Here is a 24261-nt window from a genome sequence, read left to right on the forward strand (position 1 = left end):
CGTTTTCACTGGCGCTGCAGATCCGGTTCCGGGTAGTCGCCGGCCTTGCGTTCGAGCGCGGTGGTGAGGACACCCAGCGCGATCATGCCGACGCCGAGGCCGAGATGCAGCCAGTTGTCGGCGACGTTGAACGGCAGGAAGTTCCCCGGGCTGCTCTGCGGGATCGCCAGGCCGATGATCCACAGCAGCAGATAGATCCCGCCGCCGACCATCAGGAAGACCCGGGAAGCGGCGCGGTTGCGAGCGGCGAGCACGCCCACCACGCCGAACAGCAGATGCACCAGGTTGTGCAGGATCGACACGGCGAAGACGCCGAACAAGCGGGCGCCGGACTGATGCCCGGCGAATTCGCGCTCCATGAGGCGGGCGTCGCGCACCGCCTCTGCTTCGTCCATGCTGGCCGGGTACCCCGGGTGCTTCGGGATAATCCTCGGCCGGCGTCGGCTCAGACGTCGCCGGACGCCAGGAGGGTCAGGAGTTCGGCGTGCCCGGCCTGGGTGATCAGGCTGGCGGCGTCGAAGTAGATGCGCTCGTTCGTGATCCGATCCTCGTCGAAGAAGAACACCGCGATGATCGGCACCCGGAACGCCTTGCCGGTCGGCGGACGGCCGTAGAACTCGCCGAGGTTGGTGCCGAGCAGGTCGAATTCGACGATGACCGACTCGTCGGCGAAGTGGTACCGGACGTTGTCGTGCCGCTGGTCCGGGAAGGCCGTGCGGGTCATGCAGTAGTACGCCATGACCTCTTCGTCGCCGTCGAAGATCTGGCCGGTCGCCATGATCTCGTAGTGCGGATGGCCGTTGAAGGTGCCCAGCGTGCGGTCGAACTCGTGGGCCACCTCGGTGTCCATGTGCTCTTCGATGATCTTGTGGCGGCGCTCGCGCAGGTCGTCGCTGATCACTGGGCCTCCGGGTCGTTCCTGGTCGCGATCCGGAGCCTACCGCCCGCGGCCTCGTCGTCGGTCCCGTAGAGCAGGCTGCCGCACGAGCGTGAAAGACAGGTCATGGCCTCGATCTTGTGGCCGGGGAAGTCGCCGATCCTCACCGGAACGGGGGAGAGGGCGATCGAACCGTCGGAGCGAAGCACCCCCGCCGCGTACACGGCCGAGTCGAACGGGCCTTCGTCACCGGGGTCCGAGGCGGCCGAGACCAGGACGCGGTCGTCCGTGGTGATCTCGACGTCCGAGGTGTGACGGACGTCCGTGGCCGGATACGGGACCCGGAACGGGATCGACTTCGGCTTCTTGAAGGACAGCTTCGAGACCGAGAACTCCGCGGTGTAGAGCGTGGCCGGGCGGGCGTCCTGGCCGCGGTCCGCCCAGACCGCGAACAATCGATCATTCATCTTTTTCAGCGCGAAACCCTCGTAATTGTCTTCCGGGTCACCTTTCGGCACCTGGAAAGTACCGAGCACTTTCAGCCGCTGGTCCTTCAGTTTGAAGTGAAAGCCCTTGCCGCCGCTGGCCAGCGCGATGAATTCGCCGGTCTTTCCCGGCACCGCTTCGGCCGCTTCCAGATCGACCGGGAGTTCGCCGGGCCAGTCGATCGAGTCCACCTTGGACACCTTGCCGTGATCGAGCCGGACCCGGACCGCCCGGTTCTCGCCGGGCTTCTTGTTGTCCCGTAGGACAAGCGCGTCGATCCGGTCGTCGTCCCGGTCGAGGACGGCGATGCCGCTGGCGCCCGAGGTCATCCCGGCGCCGATGGATTCCCAGCCGTCACCGGCGAGCGCCGCGGACGGCAGAAGCAGGGGAGCGGCCAGTGCGGGAAGAATCGCGAGAGAGGCGAATTTCATTCCGACAAACTAGTTCACGAGCGGGATGCAAGAAAGGCCGGAATCGGTGCATTCCATTCCGGCGCGGATTCGCGCCGGAATGGAGTACCGGTTCAGCCGCAGGAGAGGGTGCCGGCGCGGAGCGCGTGGCCGCCGTCGTTCCCGTCGTCGGCCCAGACCACCTGCTTGGTCCCGGAGGCGCACGTGGCCGAGATCGCGAAGCCTTCGTTGTTGTAGTCCGGCATCCCGCTCGGCCGGTCGTGCGTGGCCGTGACGGCGAACGCGCCCCGCGCGTCCACCGCGAACGTCGCCGAGTCACCGCCGCAGGTGTCGTCGCAGACCGCCCACAGCTTGCCGGTGGAAGCCTCGTACTCGAGTTCCATGATCGAGTCGAGCCCGCTCGCGAAACTCGCGACCCTGGTGTACTTCCCGCCCGCTTGGTCGAGCGCGTAGGCGTAGATCATCCCGTTGCTCTCGAGGCCGACGAGGTAGAGACCGGTCCCGTGGCCGGGGTAGCTGCTCGGGTTGTAGGCCGCCTTCGTGCGTTGGTCCACGAACCCCTTGGCGGTGAGGGCGCTGTCCGGGATCCACGAGACGGCTTCGAGGCCGTCGTTGGCCGATACCTTCGGCAGGTCCGCTGTCAGATCCCATTCGGCCTTGGCGGTGAGGGTCTTGGCCGTGCCGGAGACGTCGTACCGGAGCACCTTGAGCGCGCTCGTCTTGCTGTTGTCGCCGTCGCGTTCGGTGGCCGCGACCACGCCGTCCGGGGTGGCCACGACGGCTTCGGCGTCGGGGTCGCCCTCGCCGCTGCGATAGCGCAGCTGCTTGCCCGACGACCAGCCGTTGGCGGTGTCCGGCTGCCACTTCGAGCCATTGCGCACGAGGCGGTACAGCGTGCCGGGGCCGTTCTTGACCGCCCAGAGGACGTCCGGGCCGCCGAACGACAGGCCGCTCATGTTGCCGCCGAGGACATTCGAACCGTCGGCGTTCGTGACGGCCGAGCCGCCCGGCCACGGGCTGTTCGCCGTCGTGGTCGCGGTGGCGGTGGTGGCCGGCAGGACCAGCAGGGCCGCGGCGACGGTGGCCACGGCGGCAGGTCGGATTCGGCGAGGTGATCGGGGCATTCGCGCTCCTTCGGGGCGGACGAAGTGGGCCGCGGCGTGTCGTCACAAGTTAAGTAAGTTTCCTTACGAATACAAGATATCGCCAGGTTCTCACCGAATGAAGCAATGCTGGGTTTACAAAAGGTTACCTCTTGTCAAACTGGGTGTACATCACTTACATTTTTGTAAACCCAGCCAATGGAGGAGGGTGCGATGAGCGAGATGACGGGCACGATCCCGGCGGGCTCGACCGAACGCTGGACCGACGGCAAGCGATATCTGTGGCTGATCGGCCTGGTGGTGCCTTCGCTCGCGTTCCTGGCCATCGGGCTGCACGCGGCCACCGGCTGGGGAGTGTGGTTCTGGATCGGGCCGATCGTGATCTTGGCGATCGTGCCGCTGATCGACCTGGTGGCCGGGCTGGACCGCAGCAATCCACCCGACGACGTGATCGAACGGCTGGAGCGGGATCGCTACTACCGGTGGATCACCTTCGCGTTCCTGCCCATCCAGTACGCGGGTTTCGTTGTCGCGTTCTGGCTGATCGCCCGCGGTGACCTGTCCGTCTTGGACAAGGTCGGCCTGGCGATCTCGATCGGCTGCATCGGTGGGATCGGCATCAACACCGCGCACGAACTCGGGCACAAGAAGGAGAGCCACGAGCGCTGGCTGTCGAAGATCGCGCTGGCGCAGAGCTTCTACGGCCACTTCTACATCGAGCACAACCGCGGCCACCACGTCCGGGTGGCCACTCCCGAGGACCCGGCCAGCAGCCGAGTGGGGGAGAGCTTCTACCGGTTCTGGCCGCGCACCGTGTTCGGCTCGCTGAAATCCGCGTGGGGTCTGGAGCGCAAGCGCTACGCCCGGCGTGACCGGCATCCGTTCCGGATCGGCAACGACGTGCTCAACGCCTGGCTGATGTCGGCGGTGCTGTGGGCGGCGATGACCGTGTGGCTGGGGCCGGGGATCCTGCCGTACCTGGTGATCCAGGCGGTGATCGGGTTCTCGTTGCTGGAGGTCGTGAACTACATGGAGCACTACGGCATGCGGCGGCAGATGGTCGGCCCGCCGAACCGCCGCCGGTACGAACGCGTGGACCCCAGCCACAGCTGGAACTCCAACAACATCGCCACCAACGTGCTGCTCTACCACCTGCAGAGGCACAGCGATCACCACGCCAACCCGACCCGCCGCTACCAGACGCTGCGTGATTTCGCGGAATCGCCGGTGCTCCCGACGGGCTACGCCGGGATGATCGTGCTGGCGCTGATCCCGCCGGTGTGGCGGCGCGTGATGGATCCGCGGGTGCTCGCGCATTTCGACGGCGACATCTCCCGCGCCAACATCCAGCCGTCGAAGCGGGCCAAGGTGCTGGCGCGCTACGGAACGCGTGTCACCGCGCCGTCGCGGCACGTCGCCGACACGCACGGCGACGCGACCGAGGGCGGGATGTGCCCCGGCTGCGGTTATGTGTACGACGAGAAACTCGGCGACCCGCGGGAGGGCTTCCCCGCCGGGACCCCGTGGTCGGCGATCCCGGATTCTTGGTGCTGCCCGGACTGCGGGGTGCGGGAGAAGGTCGATTTCGTGGCACCGGGAAGGGTCGGAGCATGATGAAGATCGAGGCGGATCGCGCGAAATGCGACGGGCTGGGCATGTGCGAGGCGATGGCGCCCGACTTCTTCGAGGTGGGTGACGACGGCACGGTCGTGGTGCTCGACGAGCGACCCGGTGAAGAACACCGCCAGGACCTGTCGGCCGCTGTCGACGCCTGCCCGGTCCTCGCGCTGAAGCTGCGGGACTGACCATGACACTGGTTGTCGTGGGAGCGTCGCTGGCCGGGTTGCGCGCGGTGGAGGCGGCTCGCCGGGACGGATATCGAGGGCGGATCGTGCTGATCGGCGCGGAGGACCACCCGCCGTACGATCGGCTCCCGCTGTCGAAGTCGTTCCTCGACGCGGAAGGACCCGGCAAGGTCGAGCCGTTCCACGCCGAGGACACATTGCGCGACGAGTTCGGCGTCGAGCTGATGCTCGGCGCCCCCGCGGACGGGCTCGACACCACCGCCCGCGAGGTGTCGGTGGCGGGGACGACGGTTCCCTACGAGGCGCTGGTGATCGCGACCGGCGCCACCGCGCGGCGGCTGCCCGGAAGCGAGGGGCTCGCCGGGGTCCACACGTTGAGGACCGCCGAGGACGCGCTGGCGGTCCGTGCGGCGCTCGACGACGGGGCGCGCACGGTCGTGATCGGCGCGGGTTTCATCGGCTCGGAGGTCGCCGCCGCGGCACGGAAGCGCGGGCTGCCGTCGACGATCGTCGAGACGCTCGACGTCCCGCTCACCCGGTCCGTCGGCGCCGAGGCCGGTGCGGTGTGCGCCTCGCTGCACCGGGAGGCGGGCACTGAACTGCGGTTGTCCACCACGGTCACCGGCCTGGAGTCCGACGGCGGTGTGGTGACCGGTGTCCGGCTTTCGACCGGCGAGGTGCTGCCCGCGGATCTGGTGGTCGCCGGCATCGGCGTCATCCCGGCCACCGGTTGGCTGGCCGGAAGCGGGGTGCCTTTGCACGAGCGAGACGGCGGCGTGGTGTGCGACGCCACGCTCGCGACCGGGGTGCCCGGCGTGTACGCCGCCGGCGATGTCGCACATGCCGCGAACCCGTTGTTCGACGGTGAGCTGATGCGGCTGGAGCACTGGACGAACGCCGCGGAGCAAGGTGCCGCGGCCGCTCGTCACGCGCTCGCGCCGGAAGCGGCGAAGGCGCTGTCGCCGGTGCCGTACTTCTGGTCGGACTGGTACGACCACCGGATCCAGTTCGTCGGCACCCCGCGCGCGGACGAGGTGGTGGCCGCCGTCCCGGAGGCCGGTGGTTTCACCGCGCTGTACCGGCGCGGGGACCGGATCGTCGGGGCGCTGACCGTCGACCGGCCGCGCGAGATCATGAAGTACCGTCGCCATATCGCCGGGCGGGCGCCGTGGCCGGAGGCGCTGGCGTTCGCGGCGGGAACGGCGGCCTAGAATGACGATCATGAGTGAGGCGCCGGTCACGGGGGGTCCGTACCGTCAACCGATCGTCGCGTCGGCGATCGAGCTGACCGTACGCTCCGGCTGGTCCTCGGTGACGATGAGCAAGCTCGCGGAGATCGTCGGCGTCAGCCGCCAGACCGTCTACAACGAACTCGGCTCGAAGACCCAGCTCGCCGAAGCGATGATCTCGCACGAACTCGCCCGGTTCCTCGCGGTGGTCCGGGACGCCTTCGAACGGCATCCCGAAGACCTCGTCGAGGCGATCCACGACGCCGTCCGCGGTGTCCTCGAACTCGCCGACGACAATCTCCTGCTGCGCGCCATCGTCTCGGCCACGCACGGCGCCGACACCGAGTTGCTGCCGCTGCTGACAGTGCGGGCCGGCAGCCTGCTGAGCGAAGCGACCGTCATGCTGCGTGGCCGTGTCCGCGCCTACGGCCCGCCGCTGGATGCCGCGCAGCTGGATGTGGCGATCGACGTCGTGGTCCGGACCGTGCTGAGTCACATCATGCAACCGTCGGACACCCCGGCGCGCACGGCCGACGCCCTGGCATGGATGGCTTCGCGTGTGCTCGGCGCGACGACGACCCGGTCACTGCGGCATCCTTCGGAGAATTAGGGCCGCGGTCTCCGCCGGGGTCAAGCGGGTGTTGTCGATGCGCACGTGATCGTGCCGCTCGATCAAGTCCTGGGCGTAGGTGCGCCGCGATCCGTCCGTGTTCATCACGTAATCGCGGTCGAATTCGAGCAGATTGGCGCGGGAGAAGTCGAGGTCGCGCTTGCTGGGCTTGCGGTCGAGGCGGAGCTCGGTGGTGTTCCGCTCGAGTCGTTCGTCGAGATCCGCATACAGCTCGACGAACCGCGTCTGGCCGCCCCGCGACCGGACGATGTCGACGTATGAGCCGATGAGTTCGGTGTCCTCGGGGAGTTCGAGACCCCACACGTAGGTGTAGACGAGGCCGGGTAGCGCGGCGTCGGCCGCCTCCTCGATGACGCGGCGGCGGAACTCGTTGACGAGCTTGCCGAACGGCGGCGAGCCGAACGGGAAGATGCCCAGCACCGGCTCGATGGCCATGTGGTTGTGGAACAGCTTGAACCCGGTGAGCTTGCACAACTCCTCGCCGACGGTCATCTTGCCGACGGCGGGCGGTCCGAAGATCACGACGAAGTCCACTCGGCCACGGTAGCGGCTCCACCGCGGCATCGAGGCGAGGTCAGGGCCGGCAGGGAATCGGGCCGCGCGGAACTGTCGGTCCCGTGTGCGACGCTCCACCGATGATCGTCGTGTTCGATGCCGAGCTCTGGGTCTGGGACGCCCGCCGCGGGGAGACCTGGACCTTCGTCAGCCTGCCCCAGGACATCTCCGAGGAGATCCGCGAGATCACCGACGGACCGCGCCGCGGGTTCGGTGCGGTCCGTGTCGAGGTCGGTATCGGCGGCAGCAAATGGAAGACGTCGATCTTCCCGGACTCCAAACAGGGTGCCTATGTGTTGCCGCTCAAGAAAGCGGTCCGTAAGGCCGAAGGGATCGAGGAGGGTGATGTGGCGAAAGTGACCGTCAAAGTGATCGACCTCTGACCGTCAGAGCAAGCGTTCGCCGAGCGGCGTCGTCAGATAGAGGACGCTACGGCCGGAGCGTTCGCGAGCGACGAGTCCGCTGTCCCGCAGGACCTTGAGGTGCTGGGAGACGGCACTCGGCGTCACACCCAAGGCGCGCGCGAGGTCGGTCGTGGTCGCGGGGGAGGACAGCGCCGTCAGGAGAGTGGCTCGCATCCGGCCAAGGAGCCGCACCGTGCCGGGCCCGGGTGATCGAGTCCCGGTCGCCCACAGCGCGCCGGTTCCTCGCGCCGGGTAGCGGATCGTGGTCTGGGTCGAGGTGTTCTTCTTGATCAGGACATACGGCGACCCGAGGACGACCGGCATCAGCACGAGACCGCCAGGTCCTCGTGTGACGACACTGTGCCGATTCCGCCAGCGCTCGCCGGCGAGCGTCACCCGGTCGGCGCACCAGCGCAGATCCGGATGCAGATCCGCGAACAACCGCTCGGCACCGCCCGCGGCCAGTTGCCGCGCGCGGAACCCGACGTCGGCGTCCAGCACCGCCCGCATCCGCGGCCAGTGCGGCGCGACGAGGCGGTCGTGGGCTTCGCGCAGTTCGTCGGCGATCTCCCGCAGACCGGATCCGGGGTCGTCGGCCAGTGCCGCGGCGGTGCCGGGAAGTCTCGCGCCGAAGACCCGGTCGAGACTGGCCCTCACCCGGGCTTCGGGGGTTCGCCGCACCGCGTCGAGGTCGCTTTCGAGGGAAGCTCCCGAGCCCTGCGGAGCAGGGACGAGGAACTCCGGCCAGCTGAGCTTGCCGTTGACGAGCAGCGGCCAGGTCCAGGAAAGATCGAGCGGTTCGCGATCGAGTTCCTCCCGTGCCCACCGCAGCCAGGGCAGATTGACCGGATTCCGGTCGAGGCCGGCGATCTGCAGCAGGCACGCCACGGTCTCGGACAGCGGCGAGATCGCGAGCCGGGTCGCGGCCAGTTCGGCGACGCCCAGCTCGATGGTCATCGGCATCGCCCGAGTATGTAGGCCCGAGCTAAATGGTGTCTCCGGAACACCGGACCTCGCCACGATCCGACCATGCCCGACCTGCCCCGCGCCTACAGACGGCTGTGGTGGGCCACCGGGATCGACAGCCTTGGCAACGGCGTCTTCACGGCGGCGCTGCCTCTGCTGGCGGTGACGGTGAGCCATGACGCCAGAGACGTCGCCCTGGTCTCCGCCGCGACGTATCTGCCGTGGCTTCTGCTATCGCTTACCGCCGGCTCCGTCGTCGACAGGGTCGACCGAACAACCCTCATGTGGCGAACGCAGGCGCTCCAAGCCCTGACCGTCGGCGTCCTCACGGCGCTCGTCGCGGCAGGAGCCATCACCGTGCCCGTGCTCGTCCTACTCGCGTTCGCCCTGGGGGCGTGCGACGTCTTCTACGACAACGCGGCGCAAACGGCGGTTCCGGATCTCGTCCCGAAAGGCTTGCTGCATCAGGCGAACGGCAGACAGCAGGTTGCGACGGTCGTTGGCAGGCAGTTCCTGGGCCCGCCTCTCGGGGGCCTGTTCTTCGCACTCGCCTGGACGTTGCCGTTCGCCGTCGACGCCGCGTCGCTCGTCCTCGCCACGGTACTCCTGGCGAAGCTGCCCAGACGAGTTGGCCAGACGGAAAGCGTGAAGGTCTTCGATGGAGTCCGGTGGCTGATGAGGCACCGCCTGCTTCGTGCTCTTGCGTTGCTGTTGGGCATCAACACCTTCTGCGGTCAGCTCGGGAACGCGACTCTCGTCCTGTTCGTGACCGACGTACTGCATCTCGACGCGGGAGTGTTCGGTCTGCTGCTCGCCGGGGCAGCACTCGGAGGCGTCGTGGGCGGACTCGTGATCACGCGGCTGACCACCCGGCTCGGCGAACTCCGTGCACTCCTTGTCTCGCTCGCCGTGAACGCCGTCGTTTTCATCGGCATGGGGTTCAGCCCTCACGTCGCCGTGCTCGGTGGTCTCTTGGCGGTCAGCGGATTCGTGACGACGATCTGGAACGTCGTCACCGTCACCGTCCGCCAGCGGGAGGTGCCGTCGCACTTGCTCGGCCGTGTCAACAGCGTCTACCGGCTGCTCGGCTGGGGACTGATGCCGCTCGGCGCGTTGACCGGCGGGCTGCTCGCGCACAGGTTCGGGCTTCGCGTTCCCTATGCCGTCGCGGGTTTCATGCGCGGCCTCGCGCTCTTGGCCGCGCTTCCGGTGCTGATCACGGCGATGCGGGACGCTACTCCTCGGTGAGCTCGGCCAGCTGATCCGCGGCGTCCCGGTTCCCCCGTTCGGCCAGCCGCCGCAGTTCGTCCAGCGCGCCCAGTTCGGTGGCCGTTTCGATCAGCTGGTCCGCCGCGTCGCTGCTGCCGCCGTCGGCCAATCGCCGGAGTTCGTCCAGATCGCCGCGCTCCCCGGCGTCCTGGATCCGTTCGTCGATGGCGTCCTGGTCTTCGCTCATGGTCACCAGGTTACGGGCAGTTCGTACGCCCCATAGACGGAACCGTCGTGCTTGAAGTCGATCTCCGACAGGTCGGTTGCCAGCCGCAGCGGCGGACGGTTCGATCTCGTCGGCGCGGTGGGACTTTCGGCCGCGCTGGTCTGTCTCCTGCCGGCGATTTCCCAAGGTGCGCGGTGGGGCTGGGCGAGCGGGCGGACGCTGGGTCTGTTCGCGGCCGCCGCGCTCGTCCTGCTGCTGTGGGGCGGTTGGGATCTGCGGACGACCGTCCGGCGTCAGGTCCTGCTGACGAACCTGACGTCGATCGTGTTCGCGTTCGCCATGTTCGCGCAGTCGCTGGTGCTACCGCAGATCCTCCAGCTCCCCGCGGCCGTCCGGCGTGGTGTGATGCTGACCGCTCCACTGTCCGCGCGGATCACGAAAGCCCGCGGCCCCAAGGTGCGCTGATGCTCGGCGCGCTCGTCGTCGCCGCTGGTTACGGCCTCGGCACCGTCCTGATGGCGAGCGTGTGGCATCTCGTGCTGGTGTCCGCCACGATCGGCGCCGGCATCGGGCTCGCCTACGGTGCGATGCGCACGATCGGGACTTCGATCTCCAGCGCCGTCGCGGGCGTCATCTTGGCACTGCTGACCGTCCCTTCGGACCGCTGCAGGTCCCGTCCCAGGGTGGTTTCCGGCTGATCATGGGACTCGGCTCGGCGACCGTGCTCGTCGCGTTGGCGATCGCGGCGTTCACTCCCGGCCGGTCCTCGCCAGTTTCGACGGCCACCAGATCTTCCGTCCGACGTCCACCGCCAGAGCCGGTACCAGCAGCGACCGCACCAGGAGCGTATCGAGCAGGACGCCGAACGCGACGATGAAAGCCAGCTGTGCCAGGAAGAGGATGGGCAGGACAGCGAGAGCGGCGAAGGTCGCGGCGAGTACGACACCCGCGGACGTGATCACGCCGCCGGTGACGCGCAGGCCGCGCAGTGTCCCGTCCCGCGTGCCGATCCTGCCTGCCTCTTCGCGGACCCTGGTCATCAGGAAGATGTTGTAGTCGATCCCCAGCGCGACAAGGAAGACGAAGCCGAACAGCGGGACGACCGGGTCGGCACCGGGGAAGTCGAAGACGTGGTTGAACACCAGTGCCGAGATTCCCATCGTCGCGGCGAAGGACAGCACCACCGTGCCGATCAGCAACAGCGGCGCCAGCAGTGACCGCAGCAGCAGCGCGAGCACGAGGAAGATCACGACCAGGACGATCGGGATGATCACCAACCGGTCGTGCTCGGAGGTCTCCCTGGTGTCGAGCAGGGTGGCCGTGGGTCCGCCGACCTTGGTGCCGTCGACGGTGTGCACGGCGTCGCGGATCCGTTGCACCGTCGCGACGGCCGCGTCGGAGTCCGGGGGATCGGCGAGTACGGCGTCGATCTTCGTGAGCCCGCCGGATTCGGCGCTTTGGCGGACGTCCGAGACGCCAGGGACACGGGCCAGCGCGGTGACAGTCTGAGCCTGCCCGGCGGGGGTGATGATCACCGTGGGAGAGCCGGAACCGCCGGGGAAGTAGCGCGAGAGGACTTCCTGCCCCGCGACGGAATCGACCGGCGTGAGGAAGACGTCGGACTGCGCGGTGCCGGAAGCCTTGAGCTGGGGGAGGAACGCGCCGCCCGCGAGCAGGACGACGGTCGTGACGATCCAGATCGTGCGCGGTGCGCGGGCGACCCAGACCGACACGCGGCCCCAGAGACCGCCGGTCTCGTCGCGCGGCGGGACCACCGCCGGGCGGAAGGGCCAGAAGGCGTTGCGCCCGCACAAGGCCAGGACGGCGGGCAGGAACGTGATGGTCGTGAGGAAGGCGGCGCCGATGCCGATGGCGGCGACCGGGCCGAGTCCCTTGTTGGAGTTCAGGTCACTGAACAGCAGGCACAGCACGCCGAGGATCACGGTCCCGGCGGAGGCGGCGATCGGCTCGATGGTCGAGCGCCATGCCGTGCGGAGCGCGGTGCGGGCGTCGTCGGCCGCCCGGAGTTCTTCGCGATAGCGCGAGATCATCAGGAGCGCGTAGTCGGTGGCGGCGCCGAAGACGAGGATGAACAGGATTCCCTGGCTCTGCCCGTTCAGCGCCAGCACGTCGTGATCCGCGAGCAGGTACACCGCGAGACTCGCCGTTCCCAGCGCGAACACCGCCGACAGCAGGACGAGCAGGGGGAGCAGCGGGCTCCGGTAGACGATGATCAGGATGACCGCGACCACCGCGCCCGCGACCAGGAGCAGCAGCCCGTCGATCCCGCCGAACGCCTCCTTGAGATCGGCGACCTGCGCGGCGGGCCCGGTCACGAGCACTTTCAATCCGTCCGGGGTGTCACGGGCGAGCGCGTCTCGCAGTGCCTCGACGCCTTCGCCAGGATCACTCGTGGCGTCCAGGAGCACGACCACCTGCGCGCCCGCGTCGCTCTGCGGAGCCGGGACGAGTCGCGCGTTCGACGTCCTGTCGGCGAGGAACCGCTTGTCGTTCGCGGTCAGGCCCGACGGGCGCTCGGCGACGACGATCGCCGGGATGACGGCGGAGCTGGAGAACTGCTTCTGGAGCTCGCCCACTTCGGTCGCTTCGGCCGACGCCGGCAGAAAACTGCTGCTGTCGTTCTCCGTGACCAGGCTGAGCTTGCCCGCGTACGGGCCGCTGAAGCCGCCGAAGATCAGCCAGGCGACCGCGACCAGGGCTGGGAGCAGCCACCGCAGACGTGACCGCGTGCGGGCTGGGCGTTCGACTTCCGAGATCATGGACCGATGGCTCCCGTGACAGTGCTACTTCGACGAGTGAATAGTTCGACCATCGAAATAGTAGAGTGGTCACCCGGACGAGGCAACGCGAGGGGGGCTTCCCGACATGGCTGAGGACGCCGAACAGGTCACGGACGCCCTGCTCGTTCTCCTGCTGCGGCAGTTGACCGTCGAGTCGGACCGGTTCGCGGAGATGTTCGGTGAGGCACACGGCCTGCACCGGACCGACCTCAACGCGCTCGCGGTGATCATGGACGCCGCCAGGATGGGGACCCCGATGAGTCCGAGCACGCTCGCGAGCGCCTTGCACCTGAGCGCGTCGGCGACGACGTCGGTGCTCGACCGGCTGGAGCGGGCCGGGCATCTCTACCGGGACCGGAGCGCGACCGACCGGCGCAAGGTCGAGTTGCGGATGCACGAGAAGGCGCGGGAGATCGGCGCCGAGTTCTTCCTGCCCCTAGGTGAGCGCTACGCCGAAGCGTGGCGGGAGATGGGGGAGGACGAGCGGCGGACGGTCGCCCGGTTCCTCCGGAGCAGCATCGCCGCGACCGTCGAAGTGCGCGGCCGGCTGGCACGGTGAACACTCGGGAGCATGCGATGTGTGGTGCTCGGAGCGACGGGCTATGTCGGTGGACGGTTGGTACCGCAACTGCTCGAAGCGGGTCACGAGGTCCGCGTGGTGGCCCGCTCGCCGGAGAAGGTCGCCGAGGAGCCGTGGCGTGACCGTGTCGAGGTCGAACGCGGAGACGTCACGGATCCGTCCTCGATCGAGACGGCGCTGACCGGCTGCGAGGTCGTCTATTATCTCGTGCATTCGTTGGCGCGCAAGGACTTCGTCGACGTCGACCGGGAAGGAGCGAAGACGGTCGCCGAGGCGGCGAAGGCTGCGGGTGCGCGGCGATTGGTGTACCTGGGTGGCATCGTGCCGGACGACGAGGAGTTGTCGCCGCACCTGGCGTCGCGCGCCGAAGTGGGCCGGGTCCTGCTGGACTCCGGGGTGCCCGCGATCGTCCTGCAGGCCGCGGTGATCATCGGCTCCGGCTCGGCGAGTTTCGAGATGCTGCGCTACCTGACGGAGCGGCTCCCGGCGATGGTCACGCCGCGCTGGGTGCGCAACCGCATCCAGCCGATCGCGATCCGGGACGTGCTGCACTACCTCGTGCACGCCGCGGAACTGCCGTCCGAGGTGAACGGTGCGTTCGACATCGGCGGGCCCGACGTGCTGACCTATTTGGACATGATGCGGCGTTACGCCGTCGTGGCGGGCTTGCCGAGGCGTGCCGTCGTACCCGTGCCGGTGCTGACCCCGTGGCTGTCCGCGCAATGGGTCAATCTGGTCACGCCCGTGCCGAAAGCGATCGCGGTGCCGCTGATCGAGTCGCTGGTGCACGAAGTCGTCTGTCACGACCACGCGATCGCCGAGCACATCCCCGACCCGGCGGCGGGGCTGACCCACTACGAGCACGCCGTCGAACTGGCGCTGTCCCGGATCCGCAACGCCGACGTGCCGACCCGCTGGTCGGACGCGTCGGGCGACGCGGCGCCCTCGGATCCGCTGCCGAGCGATCCGGACTGGGCGGGCGGGACAGTCTACGAGGACAAGCGCGAGCAGCGGACGGACGCCTCGCCGGAGGCGCTGTGGGACGTCATCGAGTCCATCGGAGGGGAACACGGGTGGTATTCGTTCCCGCTGGCCTGGTCGGTCCGCGGCTGGGCCGACCGGCTCGTCGGCGGTGTCGGGTTGCGGCGCGGACGGCGGGATCCGCGACGGCTGCATCTCGGCGAGGCGCTGGACTGGTGGCGTGTCGAATACCTCGACCGGCCGCGGCTGCTGCGGTTGCGGGCGGAGATGAAACTGCCGGGACGCGCCTGGCTCGAACTCGGCGTCGAGTCCGATGAGGACGGTGGGACGATCTACCGGCAGCGCGCGGTGTTCGAGCCGCACGGGCTGGCCGGACACGCGTACTGGAAGGGGATCGCGCCGTTCCACGGTGTCGTCTTCGGCGGCATGGTCCGCAACATCTCCGGTGCGGCGCAGAAGGCGGCCGGTGCGCTCGGGAACTGAAAGGGACTTCAGCTTCGTCCGCGAGCCGGTGGGGCGGTGCTGGAGCGGACGACGAGCTCGGTAGGGACGCTGATCGCCTCCGCCGCCCCCTCGTCGGACATCCCGGCCAGAAGTGCCGCGACGGCTCGCTTCCCGACCTCGTCGAACGACTGCCGGACCGTGGTGAGCGGTGGCCAGAAGTGGGCGGCCTCGTCCATGTCGTCGAAGCCGACGACGCTCACCTCGCCCGGAACGGACCGGCCCTTCTCGTGGAGCGCTCGCAGCAGCCCGAGCGCCATCTGGTCGTTGGCGACGAAGACGGCGGTGACCGCGGGATCGCCCGCCAGCCGGACGCCGTGGTCGTACCCGGACCGCGACGACCAGTCGCCGGTGAGCGGCGGCGGTACCTTCCGTCCGGCGTCTTCGAGCGTCTCCTGCCACGATTTCCGGCGGCGTTCGGCCGCGTAGGACTCAGGCGGTCCGGCCACGTGCCAGACGGTCTCGTGGCCGAGGTCGAGGAGATGCCTGGTCGCGGCGGTGGCACCGGAGGCCTGGTCGAAGTCGACCACCGGATGGTCGCGCCGCCCGCCCGCGTCGATGACGACGACCGGGAGCCCGTGGGGCAGTTCGATCTCGCTCTGGTCCAGTTCGTGTTGCTCGATCAGGATGATGACGCCGTCGACGGCCTGTTCGTCCAACCTGCTGAAGGCCCCCGACACCTCGCCTTGGGACGGTCTGGTCACCGGCATGAGGATGATCGAGAACCCTTCGCGGGCGGCCGCGGACGCGACGGCGTCGAGGGTCCGGCTGTTGCCGAACGTCGAGAGCGCGGAGATGATCACACCGATGCTGCGGAAGCGGCCGTTGCGCAGCGCGCGGGCGGCGCTGTTCGGCCGGTAGCCCACTCGGCGCATGGCGGCGAGCACACGTTCGCGCGTCGCCCCATCGACGTTCGACCTGCCGTTCGCGACCCGGGAGACGGTCTGGCCGGACACGCCGGCTTCCCTGGCGACGTCGGCCATCGACGGCCCGCGGCCGCTCCTGGACATGTTCACGTCAACACGATAGCCTCCGCCGGTCTGATGTTGACGTAAACATCTCGCGAGCCGCGCCTTTCGCTCGGAGAATCCGGAGGGACGATGACGTCCACAGCGGTCGCGCCCACGCCGGCGCCACCCGGCCGTGCGGCCAGCGCGCGCCGCGCCCGCCGCGACTGGCGAGGCTGGCTCTTCGTCGCCCCGTTCATGCTGGTGTTCGCGCTGACGTTCCTGGCCCCGATCGGCTACGCGTTCGTCCTGAGTCTGTTCCGTGAACAGGCTTTCTTCGGGGGCACGACGTTCGTCGGGGTGGACAACTACGCGCAGGTGCTCGCCGACCCGAAGTTCTGGGACGCCTTCCAGCGGGTGCTGGTGTTCCTCGCCGTGCAGGTGCCGATCATGCTGGTGCTCGCGCTGATCGCGGCGCTGGCGATCGACAGTGCCCGGCTGCACGCCGCCGGTTTCTTCCGGGTCGTGATCTTCCTGCCCTACGCCGTGCCCGCCGTGGTCGCCGCGCTGATGTGGGGATTCCTCTACGGTGACCACTTCGGGCTGGCCGCCGACCTGAACCACCTGCTCGGCCGCGATGTGGTGAAACCGTTGTCGGACAACTGGATGCTCGCTTCCATCGGCAACGTCGTCACCTGGGAGTTCGCCGGGTACAACATGCTCATCTTCTACTCCGCGCTGAAGGTGATCCCCAAGGAGCAGTTCGAGGCCGCGGCGATCGACGGCGCCGGCGCGTTCCGCACCATCCTGAGTGTGAAACTACCCGCGTTGCGCGGGGCGATCGTCATCGCCACGATCTTCTCGATCATCGGCAGTTTCCAGCTGTTCAACGAGCCGAACATCATGCGCACCCTGGCGCCCAACGTGATCGGCACCTTCTACACGCCGAACATGTACGCCTACAACCTTTCTTTCGGCGCGCAGCAGTACAACTACTCCGCCACCGTGGCGATCGTGATGGGCGTGATCACCGCGGTCATCGCCTACGTCGTGCAGTTGCGCGGCTCCCGGAAGGGGATGTGATGGCGACGTTCTCGGTGACGAGGCCCCGGAAGTCGCGCGTCCTCACCGCCGTCATGGCGCTGTACCTGATCTACACGCTCGTGCCGCTGGTGTGGCTGGTGATCAACGCGACCAAGACGCAGCCCGCCCTGTTCACCACGTCGGGCCTGGCGTTCGGCGGGCCGTTCGCGTTGTTCGAGAACATCGGCGAGACCTTCACCTACGACAACGGGATCTTCCTGCGCTGGCTGGGGAACACGCTGCTCTACGTCGTGGCGGGCGCCGGGGGAGCGACCGTCCTCGCCACCGCGGCGGGATACGGCCTGGCGAAGTACCGCTTTCCCGGCCGTCGTGCGGTGTTCGCGGTCGTGCTCGGCGCGGTCGCCGTCCCCGGCACGGCGCTCGCGGTGCCGACCTTCCTGATGTTCAGCGAACTCGGCCTCACCAACACGCCGCTGGCGATCATCGTCCCGTCGCTCATCAGCCCGTTCGGCCTGTACCTGATCTGGGTGTACGCCTCCGACGCGATCCCCGACGAGCTGCTGGAGGCCGCGCGGATCGACGGCGCCGGGGAGATCCGGATCTTCCTCACCGTGACGCTGCGGCAGCTGGCGCCGGGGATCGTCACGGTGGCCTTGTTCACCGTGGTGTCCACTTGGAACAACTACTTCCTGCCGCTGATCATGCTCAGCGAGCCGAAGTGGTATCCGCTCACCGTCGGGCTCAACCAGTGGAGCGCGCAGGCCTCCGGGGCAGGCGCCCAGCCGGTGTACCACCTGGTGCTGACCGGTTCGCTGCTCACCATCGTCCCGCTCGTCATCGCCTTCCTGCTCATGCAGCGCTACTGGCAGTCCGGCCTGAGCGCGGGCAGCGTCAAGCAATGAACACCGTCCCGAAAGGACATTCGATGTCGCGAATCCACAGGCGCGTCAAGGCCGCCGTCGCCGTCACGCTGGCCGCGGCACTGGCCGTCGGCTGCTCGTCCGGCGCGGACGGCCCGGCCGCCGGGTCACAGGACTCGGTCGACGCCGCGCTCAAAGCGGGCGGCACGATCACGTACTGGAGCTGGACGCCGTCCGCGAAGGACCAGGTCGCCGCGTTCGAGAAGGAGTTCCCGAACGTCAAGGTCAACTACGTCAACGCCGGTACCAACAAGGAGCAGTACACCAAGCTGCAGAACGCCATCAAGGCAGGCTCCGGGGCGCCGGACGTCGCGCAGATCGAGTACTACGCGTTGCCGCAGTTCGCGCTCACCGAGTCGCTGGCCAATCTCGATCAGTACGGCTTCGGGGCCTTCGAAAAGGACTACGCGCCCTCGACCTGGTCCAGTGTCCGGGTGAATAACGGCCTATACGGCCTCCCGCAGGACTCCGGCCCCATGGCGCTGTTCTACAACAAAGAAGTCCTCGACGCCCACGGCATCGCCGTGCCGAAGACCTGGGACGAGTACGTCGCCGCGGCCAAGAAGCTGCACACGGCCGATCCCGGCAAGTACCTCACCTCCGACACCGGCGACCCCGGCTTCGCCACCAGCATGATCTGGCAGGCGGGCGGAAAGCCGTTCACCTCGGACGGGCGGAACGTCAAGATCGACCTGGCCGACGCCGGTACCAAGAAGTGGACCGCCACCTGGAACCAGCTGGTCGAGGGCAAGCTCCTCGCCCCGATCAAGGAGTGGTCCGACGACTGGTTCCGCGCACTCGGTGACGGCACCATCGCCTCGCTGGTCACCGGCGCCTGGATGCCGGGCAACTTCAAATCCTCGGTCCCCGGCGGCGCGGGCAAATGGGCGGTGGCACCGATGCCGACCTACGACGGGCAGCCGGTCACCGCGGAGAACGGCGGCAGCACGCAGTCGGTGCTGAAGCAGAGCGGCAACCCGGCGCTGGCGGCGGCGTTCGTCCGCTGGCTCAACCACGGCAACGGCGTCAAGCCGTTCATCGCCAGCGGTGGTTTCCCGGCGACGACGGCCGACCTGAACTCGCCCGCCTTCCTCGACCAGGCCGATCCCTACTTCGGTGGCCAGAAGATCAACCAGGTACTCAACGACGCGTCGAAGAACGTCGCGAAGGGCTGGAGCTACCTGCCGTACCAGACCTACGCCAACAGCGTGTTCAGCGACACCGTCGGCAAGGCCTACCTCGGCGGCACCTCGCTCGACGCCGGACTGAACGCCTGGCAACAGGCGATCGTGGACTACGGCAACCAGCAGGGCTTCACCGTCAGCGCGGGGTGAGGCGTGGGCATCGAGATCGAAGCCGACGTTTCCGACGTGATCGGACCGGTGCCGCGGCGGCTGTTCGGCTCGTTCGTCGAGCATATGGGCCGGTCCGTCCACACCGGGATCTTCGAACCGGGACACTCCACTTCGGACGGTCAGGGCTTCCGTGGCGACGTCCTCGGGCTGGTCCGCGAGCTGGGTCCGTCCGTGGTCCGCTATCCCGGTGGGAACTTCGTTTCCGCGTACCGCTGGGAGGACGGCGTCGGGCCGGTGGAAGGGCGCCCCGTCCGGCTGGATCCCGCGTGGCACAGCGTCGAGTCGAACCGTTTCGGACTGCACGAGTTCGTGGCGTGGGCGGAGGCCGCGGACGTCGAGGTGATGTACGCGGTCAACCTCGGCACCCGTGGCGTCCAGGAGGCCGCCGACGTCCTCGAGTACTGCAACCACCCTGGCGGAACGGAACTGAGCGAGCGGCGGCGCGCGAACGGTGCCGACCGCCCGTTCGGCTTCCGCCTGTGGTGCCTCGGCAACGAGATGGACGGACCGTGGCAGGTCGGCCACAAGACCGCGGACGAGTACGGCCGCCTGGCCGCTGAGACCGCGCGTCTCATGCGGATGATCGACCCCGGCGTCGAGCTCGTGGTCGCGGGGAGCTCGAACAGTGAGATGCCGACGTTCGGCGAATGGGAGCGCACCGTCCTGGAGCACACCGCGGGGCTCGTCGACCACCTCTCACTGCACGCCTACTACCAGGAACACGATGGCGACCTCGCGAGTTACCTCGCCAGCGCCGCCGCCCTGGACGGCTACATCCGGACCACCGGCGGGATCATCGACGACGTCCTCGCGAAGGCCGGGCTGGACAAGAAGATCGGCATCAGCGTCGACGAGTGGAACGTCTGGGATCAGCGACACTGGAACGAAGTCGAGCAGCGAGAACTGATCGACGCAGGCTGGCGTGAACATCCCAGGATCATCGAAGACGACTACACGGTCACCGACGCGGTCGTCGTCGGTTCCCTGCTCGGTTCCCTGCTGCGCAACGTCGATCGCGTCACGATGGCCAACCAGGCGCAGCTGGTGAACGTCATCGCGCCGATCCGGACCGAACCCGGTGGCCGGGCGTGGCGGCAGTCGACGTTCCACCCGTTCAGCCTCACCTCGGCGCTCGCCGGGGGGAACAGCCTCTGGCTCACCGTCACGGGTGACACCGTCCACACAGGACTTTGTGGCCGCGTGGACGTCGTCGACGCGGCGGCGACCTTCGACGACGACGGCCGCTGTGCCGTGTTCCTGACCAATCGCGCCACCGCGTCCGCGACCGGCGCGCGGTTGCGTATCCGCGGTGCCCGGCTGACGCTCGCGGAGACCTGGACCGTCGCGGTCCCGGACGGGCACGACCGTCATCTCACGAATTCCGCCGACGCGGAGCCGATCCGGCCCGTCCCGTTGCCCGGCGCGACCGCCGGGCACGATCCGGAAGGAACCACCATCACCGTCACCCTCCCACCCCTTTCCTGGACCGCGTTCCGGCTGACCGCGGAGGTGGTCCGGGATGCCTGAGTTCGCCATCGGGGAGACCGACTTCCTGCTCGACGGGAAACCGTTCCGGATCATTTCCGGGGCGCTGCACTACTTCCGTGTGCACCCCGATCTCTGGGCCGATCGCATCGACAAAGCCCGCCGAATGGGTCTCAACACCATCGAGACCTACGTCGCCTGGAACGCGCACTCGCCGGAGCAGGGAGAGTTCGATGTCACCGGCGGCCTCGACCTCGACCGGTTCCTCAGGCTCATCGCCGAGGCGGGGATGTACGCGATCGTCCGGCCAGGGCCGTACATCTGCGCGGAGTGGGACAACGGCGGCCTGCCGACCTGGCTGCTACGGGACACCGAACTTCGCGTCCGTGAGTTCGAACCGCGTTACCTCGCCGCCGTCCGCGGCTATCTGGACGACGTGTACCGCGTGGTGGCGCCGCACCAGATCGACCGGGGCGGACCGGTGCTGCTCGTGCAGGTGGAGAACGAATACGGCGCTTTCGGTTCCGACAAGCGGTACCTGTCCGCGCTGACCGACCACACCCGCGCCGCCGGGATCACCGTCCCGCTGACCACGGTGGACCAGCCGATCCACGAGATGCTGGCGAACGGCGGGCTCGACGGGGTGCTGCACCGGACGGCGTCGTTCGGCTCGCAGAGCACGGCACGGCTGAAGACCCTGCGGGAACATCAGCCGACGGGTCCCTTGATGTGCAGCGAGTTCTGGAACGGCTGGTTCGACCATTGGGGTGCGCACCACCACACCACTTCGGTCGACGGCTCGGCGGCGGATCTCGACGCGCTGCTCGCGGCCGGTGCCTCGGTCAACCTCTACATGTTCCACGGCGGCACCAACTTCGGACTCACCAGCGGGGCCAACGACAAGGGCGTCTACCAGCCATTGATCACCTCCTACGACTACGACGCCCCGCTCGACGAGGCGGGCGACCCGACGCCGAAGTACCACGCCTTCCGCGAGGTGATCGCGCGCTACCACAAGGTTCCCGACAGCGTTCCGCCCGAGGCCCGGCCGGCGCCGACGCCGGTCGCGGCACTGAGCGACCCCGCGTGGCTGCTCGACTCGCCACACCGCTGGGGGACCGCGCAGGAGCACCAGAGCCTGCCCACCTTCGACGAACTGACCCCGGCTCCGCGTCTGGCGTTCCTGCGGACGACCGTCGACGCCGGGAAGCCGGGCGTGCTCACCTTCCACGAGGTGCGGGACCGGGCGACGGTGTTCTTCGACGGTGATCGCCTCGGCACCCTCCTCCGCGAGCACCACGATCGCGCGATCCGGTTGCCCCGGGCCCGCGGTGAGCTCCTGGTCCTGGTGGAAGACCTGGGAAGGGTGAACTACGGGGAGCGGATCGGTGAGGCCAAGGGGATCATCGGCGGCGTGCGCCTGCACGGTGAACCCCTGACGGGCTGGGAGGTCATCCCCATCGACGTGCCCGCGCTGCCGGATCTCCTGCCCGGGGTCTCCGCGGGCGAGCGCCCGGCGGGGCCGTTGTCCGGCCCGGTGGCCGTGCGGGGCGGATTCGATCTCGACGAGCCAGCCGACCTCTTCCTGGATACCGGGCACTGGGGCAAGGGAATGGTCTGGATCAACGGGTTCCTGCTCGGCCGCTACTGGCGGCGCGGTCCACAAAGGACGCTGTACGTGCCGCGGCCGGTGGTCCGGGCCGGGCGCAACGACCTCGTCGTGCTGGAGCTGGACACGATGCTCGAACCCGAGGCGAGTTTCGTGCCCCGGCCGCTGTTGGGACATACGGAGGCTTGAGCCTCGCCTGAGGTACGTGAAGGCCTCCTTGCCTACCTTCAGGGTAGGCAAGGAGGCCTTCACCACCACCTGGGCCGGCCACTTCAGCTGACGTCGCGAAAGTGGCTTTCGCAACACGCCACCTTTGCCTTACCCCTCAATAACCGTCCTTACCACTCACGAGACCGGCCACCTATAGAGCCGGGTACGCGTTCTTCAGCAGCTCCTGGAACTGGGCGGAGAACCAATGCCCGGAAAGCGGCGCGTCGGGCAGGGCGCCAGACATGTTGTTCTGGTTCCGCGGGTTACCGGTGTACGTCGGATCGCACATCCGGTCGAAACCCTTGCCCTCGGTATTCGGGATCTCCTTGCTGGCGCCGTCGGATTCACCCGGCGGCTTGATCCAGACGTAGGCGTCGATCCCGGCTTCCGGCGCGGCCTTGGGGCGTTCGCCGAGCCCGGCGCCCGCCTGGTTGCACCAGTTGCCGAGGTGGATCCGGCGGTCGGTCCTGCCGCCGTTCACATAGGCGTCGACCGTGGTGGACGGTCCAGGACCGGACGGCCGCGCGGTGCCGCCCCAGCCGTTGCGCGAGGTGTCGATGAGCATGCCGACGTCCGCCGGGAAGCCCGCCCGGATCGCCTCCTGCCGGAACGCCTGGGCGTAGGACAGTTCGTCGACGTAGCGGTTCCAGTCCACCCACTTCGACGTCCGCACCGAAGTGCCGCCGACACTGTCGTTCACGGTGAAGTACGGCTCCCTGAGCGCCCCGTAGTTCGCGGTGTTCGCGATGAAGCCGTGCACGTTGGCCACTGTGCTGCCGGAACTCTTCGCGGCCTGTGCGAAGAGCGCGGCGGACGGGCCGAGGTTGTCGTCCCAACCGAGCCAGCCGTGGTGCCCGGCGTCGATGTAGTTGTAGACGTTGGGGATCGCGCCGAACTTCGCCAGGGCGTAGCCGACACCGGCGACGTAGTTCCCGTTGGCCTTCATGACGTCGCATTGGGGCGTGGCGGTCGGCCGTGGTGTCACGTTGGTGACGAGGTTCGGCAGGGAGTCGATCTCGATCACGGTCACCACCCGCAACGTCGCGTACTTCGGATCGGCGAGGATCGAGGCGATCGGGTCGATGTACTCGGCCTGATAGCGCGGGAGTTCGTCCGCCTTGAGCTCGCCGTTCGACGCGAGCGCGGCGCAGTCACGGCCGGGCAGGTTGTAGATCACCAGCTGGACGACCAGCGGTTTCCCGGCGGCCTGCTGAAGCGCTCCGTCGAGATGGGCGCGCAGCCCGCGGCTCGTGCTCGTGCCCTCGATGGCGGCGATCCGGTCGAGCCAGACTCCGGTCGGCTGGTTCGCGATTCTCGCGCCGCCAGGTTCGGCGGCGGCCTTCGCCGACCATTCCGGGTTCACGTACACCCCGGCGCCCGCGTAGGGGTTGTCCGCCTTGGGGCCGCCAGGACCGGGAGTCGTCGTGGTCGTGGTGGTGGGCGTGGTGGAACCGGTGCAGGTGGTGCCGTTCAAGGTGAAGACGGCGGGTTTCCCGTTGGTGCCGGAGTAGCTGCCGTTGAAGCCGGGTGAGACGGCGGCGCCGGTGCCGAGCGAACCGTTCCATCCCACGTCCCGGACCGTCACTCGCGTGCCCTGCTGGCCGAAGCTGCCGTTCCAGCCCTGCTGCACCTGCTGGTTTCCGGGGAAGTCCCAGCTCAGCGTCCAGCCGCCGCTGATCGGGTCACCGAGGTTGGTGACGGTGACGGTGGCCCCGAAACCGGTGTCCCATTGGTTGGTGATCGTGTAGTCGACCTTGCAGCCCGGTGCCGCTTCGGCGCTCGAGCCCAGCACCACCGGCACCGCCACCATCGCGAGTACCGCGCCGACGGCCGATGGTGCCGAAACACCCTTTCTGCGGAATCTCATGCGTCGCCTCCTTGCGACCGGAATCCGATTTATGGGAGCGCTCCCATTGGGACCGTAAAG

General features: G+C 68.4%; 23 protein-coding genes and 1 pseudogene. 14 read left to right on the forward strand and 10 right to left on the reverse strand.

Going from position 1 to position 24261, the window contains the following annotated elements; genetic code table 11:
• Positions 1 to 5: 5 nt before the first annotated feature.
• From AC0685_RS15315 to AC0685_RS15330, 4 genes are all read right to left on the reverse strand, one after another.
• The gene (locus tag AC0685_RS15315; RefSeq protein ID WP_478226086.1) at positions 6 to 395 is read right to left on the reverse strand and encodes a DUF4383 domain-containing protein; all 390 of its coding nucleotides are present in this window, start codon (positions 393 to 395) and stop codon (positions 6 to 8) included.
• Positions 396 to 445: 50 nt separating this feature from the next.
• Entirely contained in the window at positions 446 to 901 is a 456-nt protein-coding gene (locus AC0685_RS15320; RefSeq protein ID WP_478226087.1) for an ester cyclase, read from the reverse strand.
• Entirely contained in the window at positions 898 to 1794 is an 897-nt protein-coding gene (locus AC0685_RS15325) for a hypothetical protein (RefSeq protein ID WP_478226088.1), read from the reverse strand. Before AC0685_RS15325 ends, AC0685_RS15320 begins: the two co-directional genes overlap by 4 nt.
• A gap of 92 nt (positions 1795 to 1886) precedes the next feature.
• Positions 1887 to 2897, reverse strand: coding sequence for an SdiA-regulated/phytase-like domain-containing protein (locus AC0685_RS15330; RefSeq protein WP_478226089.1), 1011 nt, complete (start codon positions 2895 to 2897; stop codon positions 1887 to 1889).
• A gap of 192 nt (positions 2898 to 3089) precedes the next feature.
• On the opposite strand from AC0685_RS15330, the gene AC0685_RS15335 reads away from it, so the two are divergent.
• Genes AC0685_RS15335 through AC0685_RS15350 form a run of 4 tightly spaced genes read left to right on the forward strand, consistent with a single transcriptional unit; the run spans position 3090 to position 6520 of the window.
• Positions 3090 to 4490 carry a fatty acid desaturase gene (locus tag AC0685_RS15335; RefSeq protein WP_478226090.1) on the forward strand — a complete coding sequence of 467 codons (1401 nt, stop codon included), beginning with the start codon at positions 3090 to 3092 and terminating at the stop codon, positions 4488 to 4490.
• Entirely contained in the window at positions 4487 to 4681 is a 195-nt protein-coding gene (locus tag AC0685_RS15340) for a ferredoxin (RefSeq protein ID WP_007029462.1), read from the forward strand. Before AC0685_RS15335 ends, AC0685_RS15340 begins: the two co-directional genes overlap by 4 nt.
• Before the next feature lie 2 nt (positions 4682 to 4683).
• Complete coding sequence (locus AC0685_RS15345; protein WP_478226091.1) at positions 4684 to 5892, forward strand: NAD(P)/FAD-dependent oxidoreductase; 1209 nt, start codon at positions 4684 to 4686, stop codon at positions 5890 to 5892.
• Between the two features lies 1 nt (position 5893).
• Positions 5894 to 6520, forward strand: a complete 627-nt coding sequence (locus tag AC0685_RS15350) for a TetR/AcrR family transcriptional regulator (protein ID WP_478226092.1) — start codon at positions 5894 to 5896, stop codon at positions 6518 to 6520.
• Here AC0685_RS15350 and AC0685_RS15355 read toward each other — a convergent pair.
• Positions 6494 to 7075: an AAA family ATPase gene (locus AC0685_RS15355; protein ID WP_478226093.1), complete on the reverse strand. Its 582-nt coding sequence runs from the start codon at positions 7073 to 7075 to the stop codon at positions 6494 to 6496. The two genes, AC0685_RS15350 and AC0685_RS15355, sit on opposite strands and share 27 nt — an antisense overlap.
• A gap of 101 nt (positions 7076 to 7176) precedes the next feature.
• On the opposite strand from AC0685_RS15355, the gene AC0685_RS15360 reads away from it, so the two are divergent.
• A complete protein-coding gene (locus AC0685_RS15360) occupies positions 7177 to 7479 on the forward strand; it encodes a DUF1905 domain-containing protein (RefSeq protein ID WP_478226095.1) in 303 nt (100 codons plus the stop codon).
• Positions 7480 to 7482: 3 nt separating this feature from the next.
• Here the strand turns inward: AC0685_RS15360 and AC0685_RS15365 are convergent, their stop codons facing one another.
• Positions 7483 to 8463, reverse strand: a complete 981-nt coding sequence (locus AC0685_RS15365; protein ID WP_478226096.1) for an ArsR/SmtB family transcription factor — start codon at positions 8461 to 8463, stop codon at positions 7483 to 7485.
• Between the two features lie 66 nt (positions 8464 to 8529).
• Here AC0685_RS15365 and AC0685_RS15370 point away from each other — a divergent pair, with 66 nt between their 5' ends.
• Positions 8530 to 9714, forward strand: a complete 1185-nt coding sequence (locus tag AC0685_RS15370; protein WP_478226097.1) for an MFS transporter — start codon at positions 8530 to 8532, stop codon at positions 9712 to 9714.
• Here the strand turns inward: AC0685_RS15370 and AC0685_RS15375 are convergent.
• Positions 9701 to 9922 carry a hypothetical protein gene (locus AC0685_RS15375; RefSeq protein WP_478226098.1) on the reverse strand — a complete coding sequence of 74 codons (222 nt, stop codon included), beginning with the start codon at positions 9920 to 9922 and terminating at the stop codon, positions 9701 to 9703. The two genes, AC0685_RS15370 and AC0685_RS15375, sit on opposite strands and share 14 nt — an antisense overlap.
• Before the next feature lie 84 nt (positions 9923 to 10006).
• Here AC0685_RS15375 and AC0685_RS15380 point away from each other — a divergent pair.
• Positions 10007 to 10763 (forward strand): annotated as a pseudogene (locus tag AC0685_RS15380) (MFS transporter); the annotation flags it as partial.
• Here the strand turns inward: AC0685_RS15380 and AC0685_RS15385 are convergent.
• Complete coding sequence (locus tag AC0685_RS15385) at positions 10651 to 12681, reverse strand: MMPL family transporter (RefSeq protein WP_478226099.1); 2031 nt, start codon at positions 12679 to 12681, stop codon at positions 10651 to 10653. The pseudogene AC0685_RS15380 and the gene AC0685_RS15385 overlap by 113 nt on opposite strands.
• Before the next feature lie 106 nt (positions 12682 to 12787).
• On the opposite strand from AC0685_RS15385, the gene AC0685_RS15390 reads away from it, so the two are divergent.
• A complete protein-coding gene (locus AC0685_RS15390) occupies positions 12788 to 13261 on the forward strand; it encodes a MarR family winged helix-turn-helix transcriptional regulator (protein ID WP_478226100.1) in 474 nt (157 codons plus the stop codon).
• Positions 13262 to 13273: 12 nt separating this feature from the next.
• Positions 13274 to 14746, forward strand: a complete 1473-nt coding sequence (locus AC0685_RS15395; protein ID WP_478226102.1) for an SDR family oxidoreductase — start codon at positions 13274 to 13276, stop codon at positions 14744 to 14746.
• An 8-nt stretch (positions 14747 to 14754) separates the two neighbouring features.
• Here the strand turns inward: AC0685_RS15395 and AC0685_RS15400 are convergent, their stop codons facing one another.
• Positions 14755 to 15774, reverse strand: coding sequence for a LacI family DNA-binding transcriptional regulator (locus AC0685_RS15400; RefSeq protein ID WP_478226166.1), 1020 nt, complete (start codon positions 15772 to 15774; stop codon positions 14755 to 14757).
• 90 nt (positions 15775 to 15864) lie between these two features.
• On the opposite strand from AC0685_RS15400, the gene AC0685_RS15405 reads away from it, so the two are divergent.
• Genes AC0685_RS15405 through AC0685_RS15425 form a run of 5 tightly spaced genes read left to right on the forward strand, consistent with a single transcriptional unit; the run spans position 15865 to position 22313 of the window.
• The gene (locus AC0685_RS15405) at positions 15865 to 16794 is read left to right on the forward strand and encodes a carbohydrate ABC transporter permease (RefSeq protein ID WP_478226103.1); all 930 of its coding nucleotides are present in this window, start codon (positions 15865 to 15867) and stop codon (positions 16792 to 16794) included.
• Entirely contained in the window at positions 16794 to 17657 is an 864-nt protein-coding gene (locus AC0685_RS15410; RefSeq protein ID WP_478226104.1) for a carbohydrate ABC transporter permease, read from the forward strand. The genes AC0685_RS15405 and AC0685_RS15410 overlap by 1 nt, the downstream gene beginning before the upstream one ends.
• Before the next feature lie 23 nt (positions 17658 to 17680).
• Positions 17681 to 19009: an ABC transporter substrate-binding protein gene (locus AC0685_RS15415; protein WP_478226105.1), complete on the forward strand. Its 1329-nt coding sequence runs from the start codon at positions 17681 to 17683 to the stop codon at positions 19007 to 19009.
• A 3-nt stretch (positions 19010 to 19012) separates the two neighbouring features.
• Positions 19013 to 20557, forward strand: a complete 1545-nt coding sequence (locus AC0685_RS15420) for an alpha-N-arabinofuranosidase (RefSeq protein WP_478226106.1) — start codon at positions 19013 to 19015, stop codon at positions 20555 to 20557.
• Positions 20550 to 22313: a glycoside hydrolase family 35 protein gene (locus AC0685_RS15425; RefSeq protein WP_478226107.1), complete on the forward strand. Its 1764-nt coding sequence runs from the start codon at positions 20550 to 20552 to the stop codon at positions 22311 to 22313. The genes AC0685_RS15420 and AC0685_RS15425 overlap by 8 nt, the downstream gene beginning before the upstream one ends.
• A gap of 172 nt (positions 22314 to 22485) precedes the next feature.
• On the opposite strand, the gene AC0685_RS15430 is transcribed toward AC0685_RS15425, so the two are convergent.
• On the reverse strand, positions 22486 to 24201 hold the full coding sequence (locus AC0685_RS15430; protein ID WP_478226108.1) for a glycoside hydrolase family 6 protein: 1716 nt from the start codon (positions 24199 to 24201) through the stop codon (positions 22486 to 22488).
• Between the last annotated feature and the right edge of the window lie 60 nt (positions 24202 to 24261).

The sequence above is a fragment of the Amycolatopsis sp. NPDC043889 genome, from assembly GCF_056435645.1.

What these genes read in the sequence shown, in the direction of transcription:
- AC0685_RS15345 (WP_478226091.1), top strand. Translation starts at nt 4,684, where the DNA reads ATGACACTGGTTGTCGTGGGAGCGTCGCTGGCCGGGTTGCGCGCGGTG.
- AC0685_RS15370 (WP_478226097.1), top strand. Translation starts at nt 8,530, where the DNA reads ATGCCCGACCTGCCCCGCGCCTACAGACGGCTGTGGTGGGCCACCGGG.
- AC0685_RS15315 (WP_478226086.1), bottom strand. Translation starts at nt 395, where the DNA reads ATGGACGAAGCAGAGGCGGTGCGCGACGCCCGCCTCATGGAGCGCGAA.
- AC0685_RS15415 (WP_478226105.1), top strand. Translation starts at nt 17,681, where the DNA reads ATGTCGCGAATCCACAGGCGCGTCAAGGCCGCCGTCGCCGTCACGCTG.
- AC0685_RS15425 (WP_478226107.1), top strand. Translation starts at nt 20,550, where the DNA reads ATGCCTGAGTTCGCCATCGGGGAGACCGACTTCCTGCTCGACGGGAAA.
- AC0685_RS15375 (WP_478226098.1), bottom strand. Translation starts at nt 9,922, where the DNA reads ATGAGCGAAGACCAGGACGCCATCGACGAACGGATCCAGGACGCCGGG.
- AC0685_RS15390 (WP_478226100.1), top strand. Translation starts at nt 12,788, where the DNA reads ATGGCTGAGGACGCCGAACAGGTCACGGACGCCCTGCTCGTTCTCCTG.
- AC0685_RS15405 (WP_478226103.1), top strand. Translation starts at nt 15,865, where the DNA reads ATGACGTCCACAGCGGTCGCGCCCACGCCGGCGCCACCCGGCCGTGCG.
- AC0685_RS15410 (WP_478226104.1), top strand. Translation starts at nt 16,794, where the DNA reads ATGGCGACGTTCTCGGTGACGAGGCCCCGGAAGTCGCGCGTCCTCACC.
- AC0685_RS15395 (WP_478226102.1), top strand. Translation starts at nt 13,274, where the DNA reads ATGCGATGTGTGGTGCTCGGAGCGACGGGCTATGTCGGTGGACGGTTG.
- AC0685_RS15400 (WP_478226166.1), bottom strand. Translation starts at nt 15,774, where the DNA reads ATGTCCAGGAGCGGCCGCGGGCCGTCGATGGCCGACGTCGCCAGGGAA.
- AC0685_RS15335 (WP_478226090.1), top strand. Translation starts at nt 3,090, where the DNA reads ATGAGCGAGATGACGGGCACGATCCCGGCGGGCTCGACCGAACGCTGG.
- AC0685_RS15430 (WP_478226108.1), bottom strand. Translation starts at nt 24,201, where the DNA reads ATGAGATTCCGCAGAAAGGGTGTTTCGGCACCATCGGCCGTCGGCGCG.
- AC0685_RS15325 (WP_478226088.1), bottom strand. Translation starts at nt 1,794, where the DNA reads ATGAAATTCGCCTCTCTCGCGATTCTTCCCGCACTGGCCGCTCCCCTG.
- AC0685_RS15340 (WP_007029462.1), top strand. Translation starts at nt 4,487, where the DNA reads ATGATGAAGATCGAGGCGGATCGCGCGAAATGCGACGGGCTGGGCATG.
- AC0685_RS15330 (WP_478226089.1), bottom strand. Translation starts at nt 2,897, where the DNA reads ATGCCCCGATCACCTCGCCGAATCCGACCTGCCGCCGTGGCCACCGTC.
- AC0685_RS15385 (WP_478226099.1), bottom strand. Translation starts at nt 12,681, where the DNA reads ATGATCTCGGAAGTCGAACGCCCAGCCCGCACGCGGTCACGTCTGCGG.
- AC0685_RS15365 (WP_478226096.1), bottom strand. Translation starts at nt 8,463, where the DNA reads ATGCCGATGACCATCGAGCTGGGCGTCGCCGAACTGGCCGCGACCCGG.
- AC0685_RS15360 (WP_478226095.1), top strand. Translation starts at nt 7,177, where the DNA reads ATGATCGTCGTGTTCGATGCCGAGCTCTGGGTCTGGGACGCCCGCCGC.
- AC0685_RS15350 (WP_478226092.1), top strand. Translation starts at nt 5,894, where the DNA reads ATGACGATCATGAGTGAGGCGCCGGTCACGGGGGGTCCGTACCGTCAA.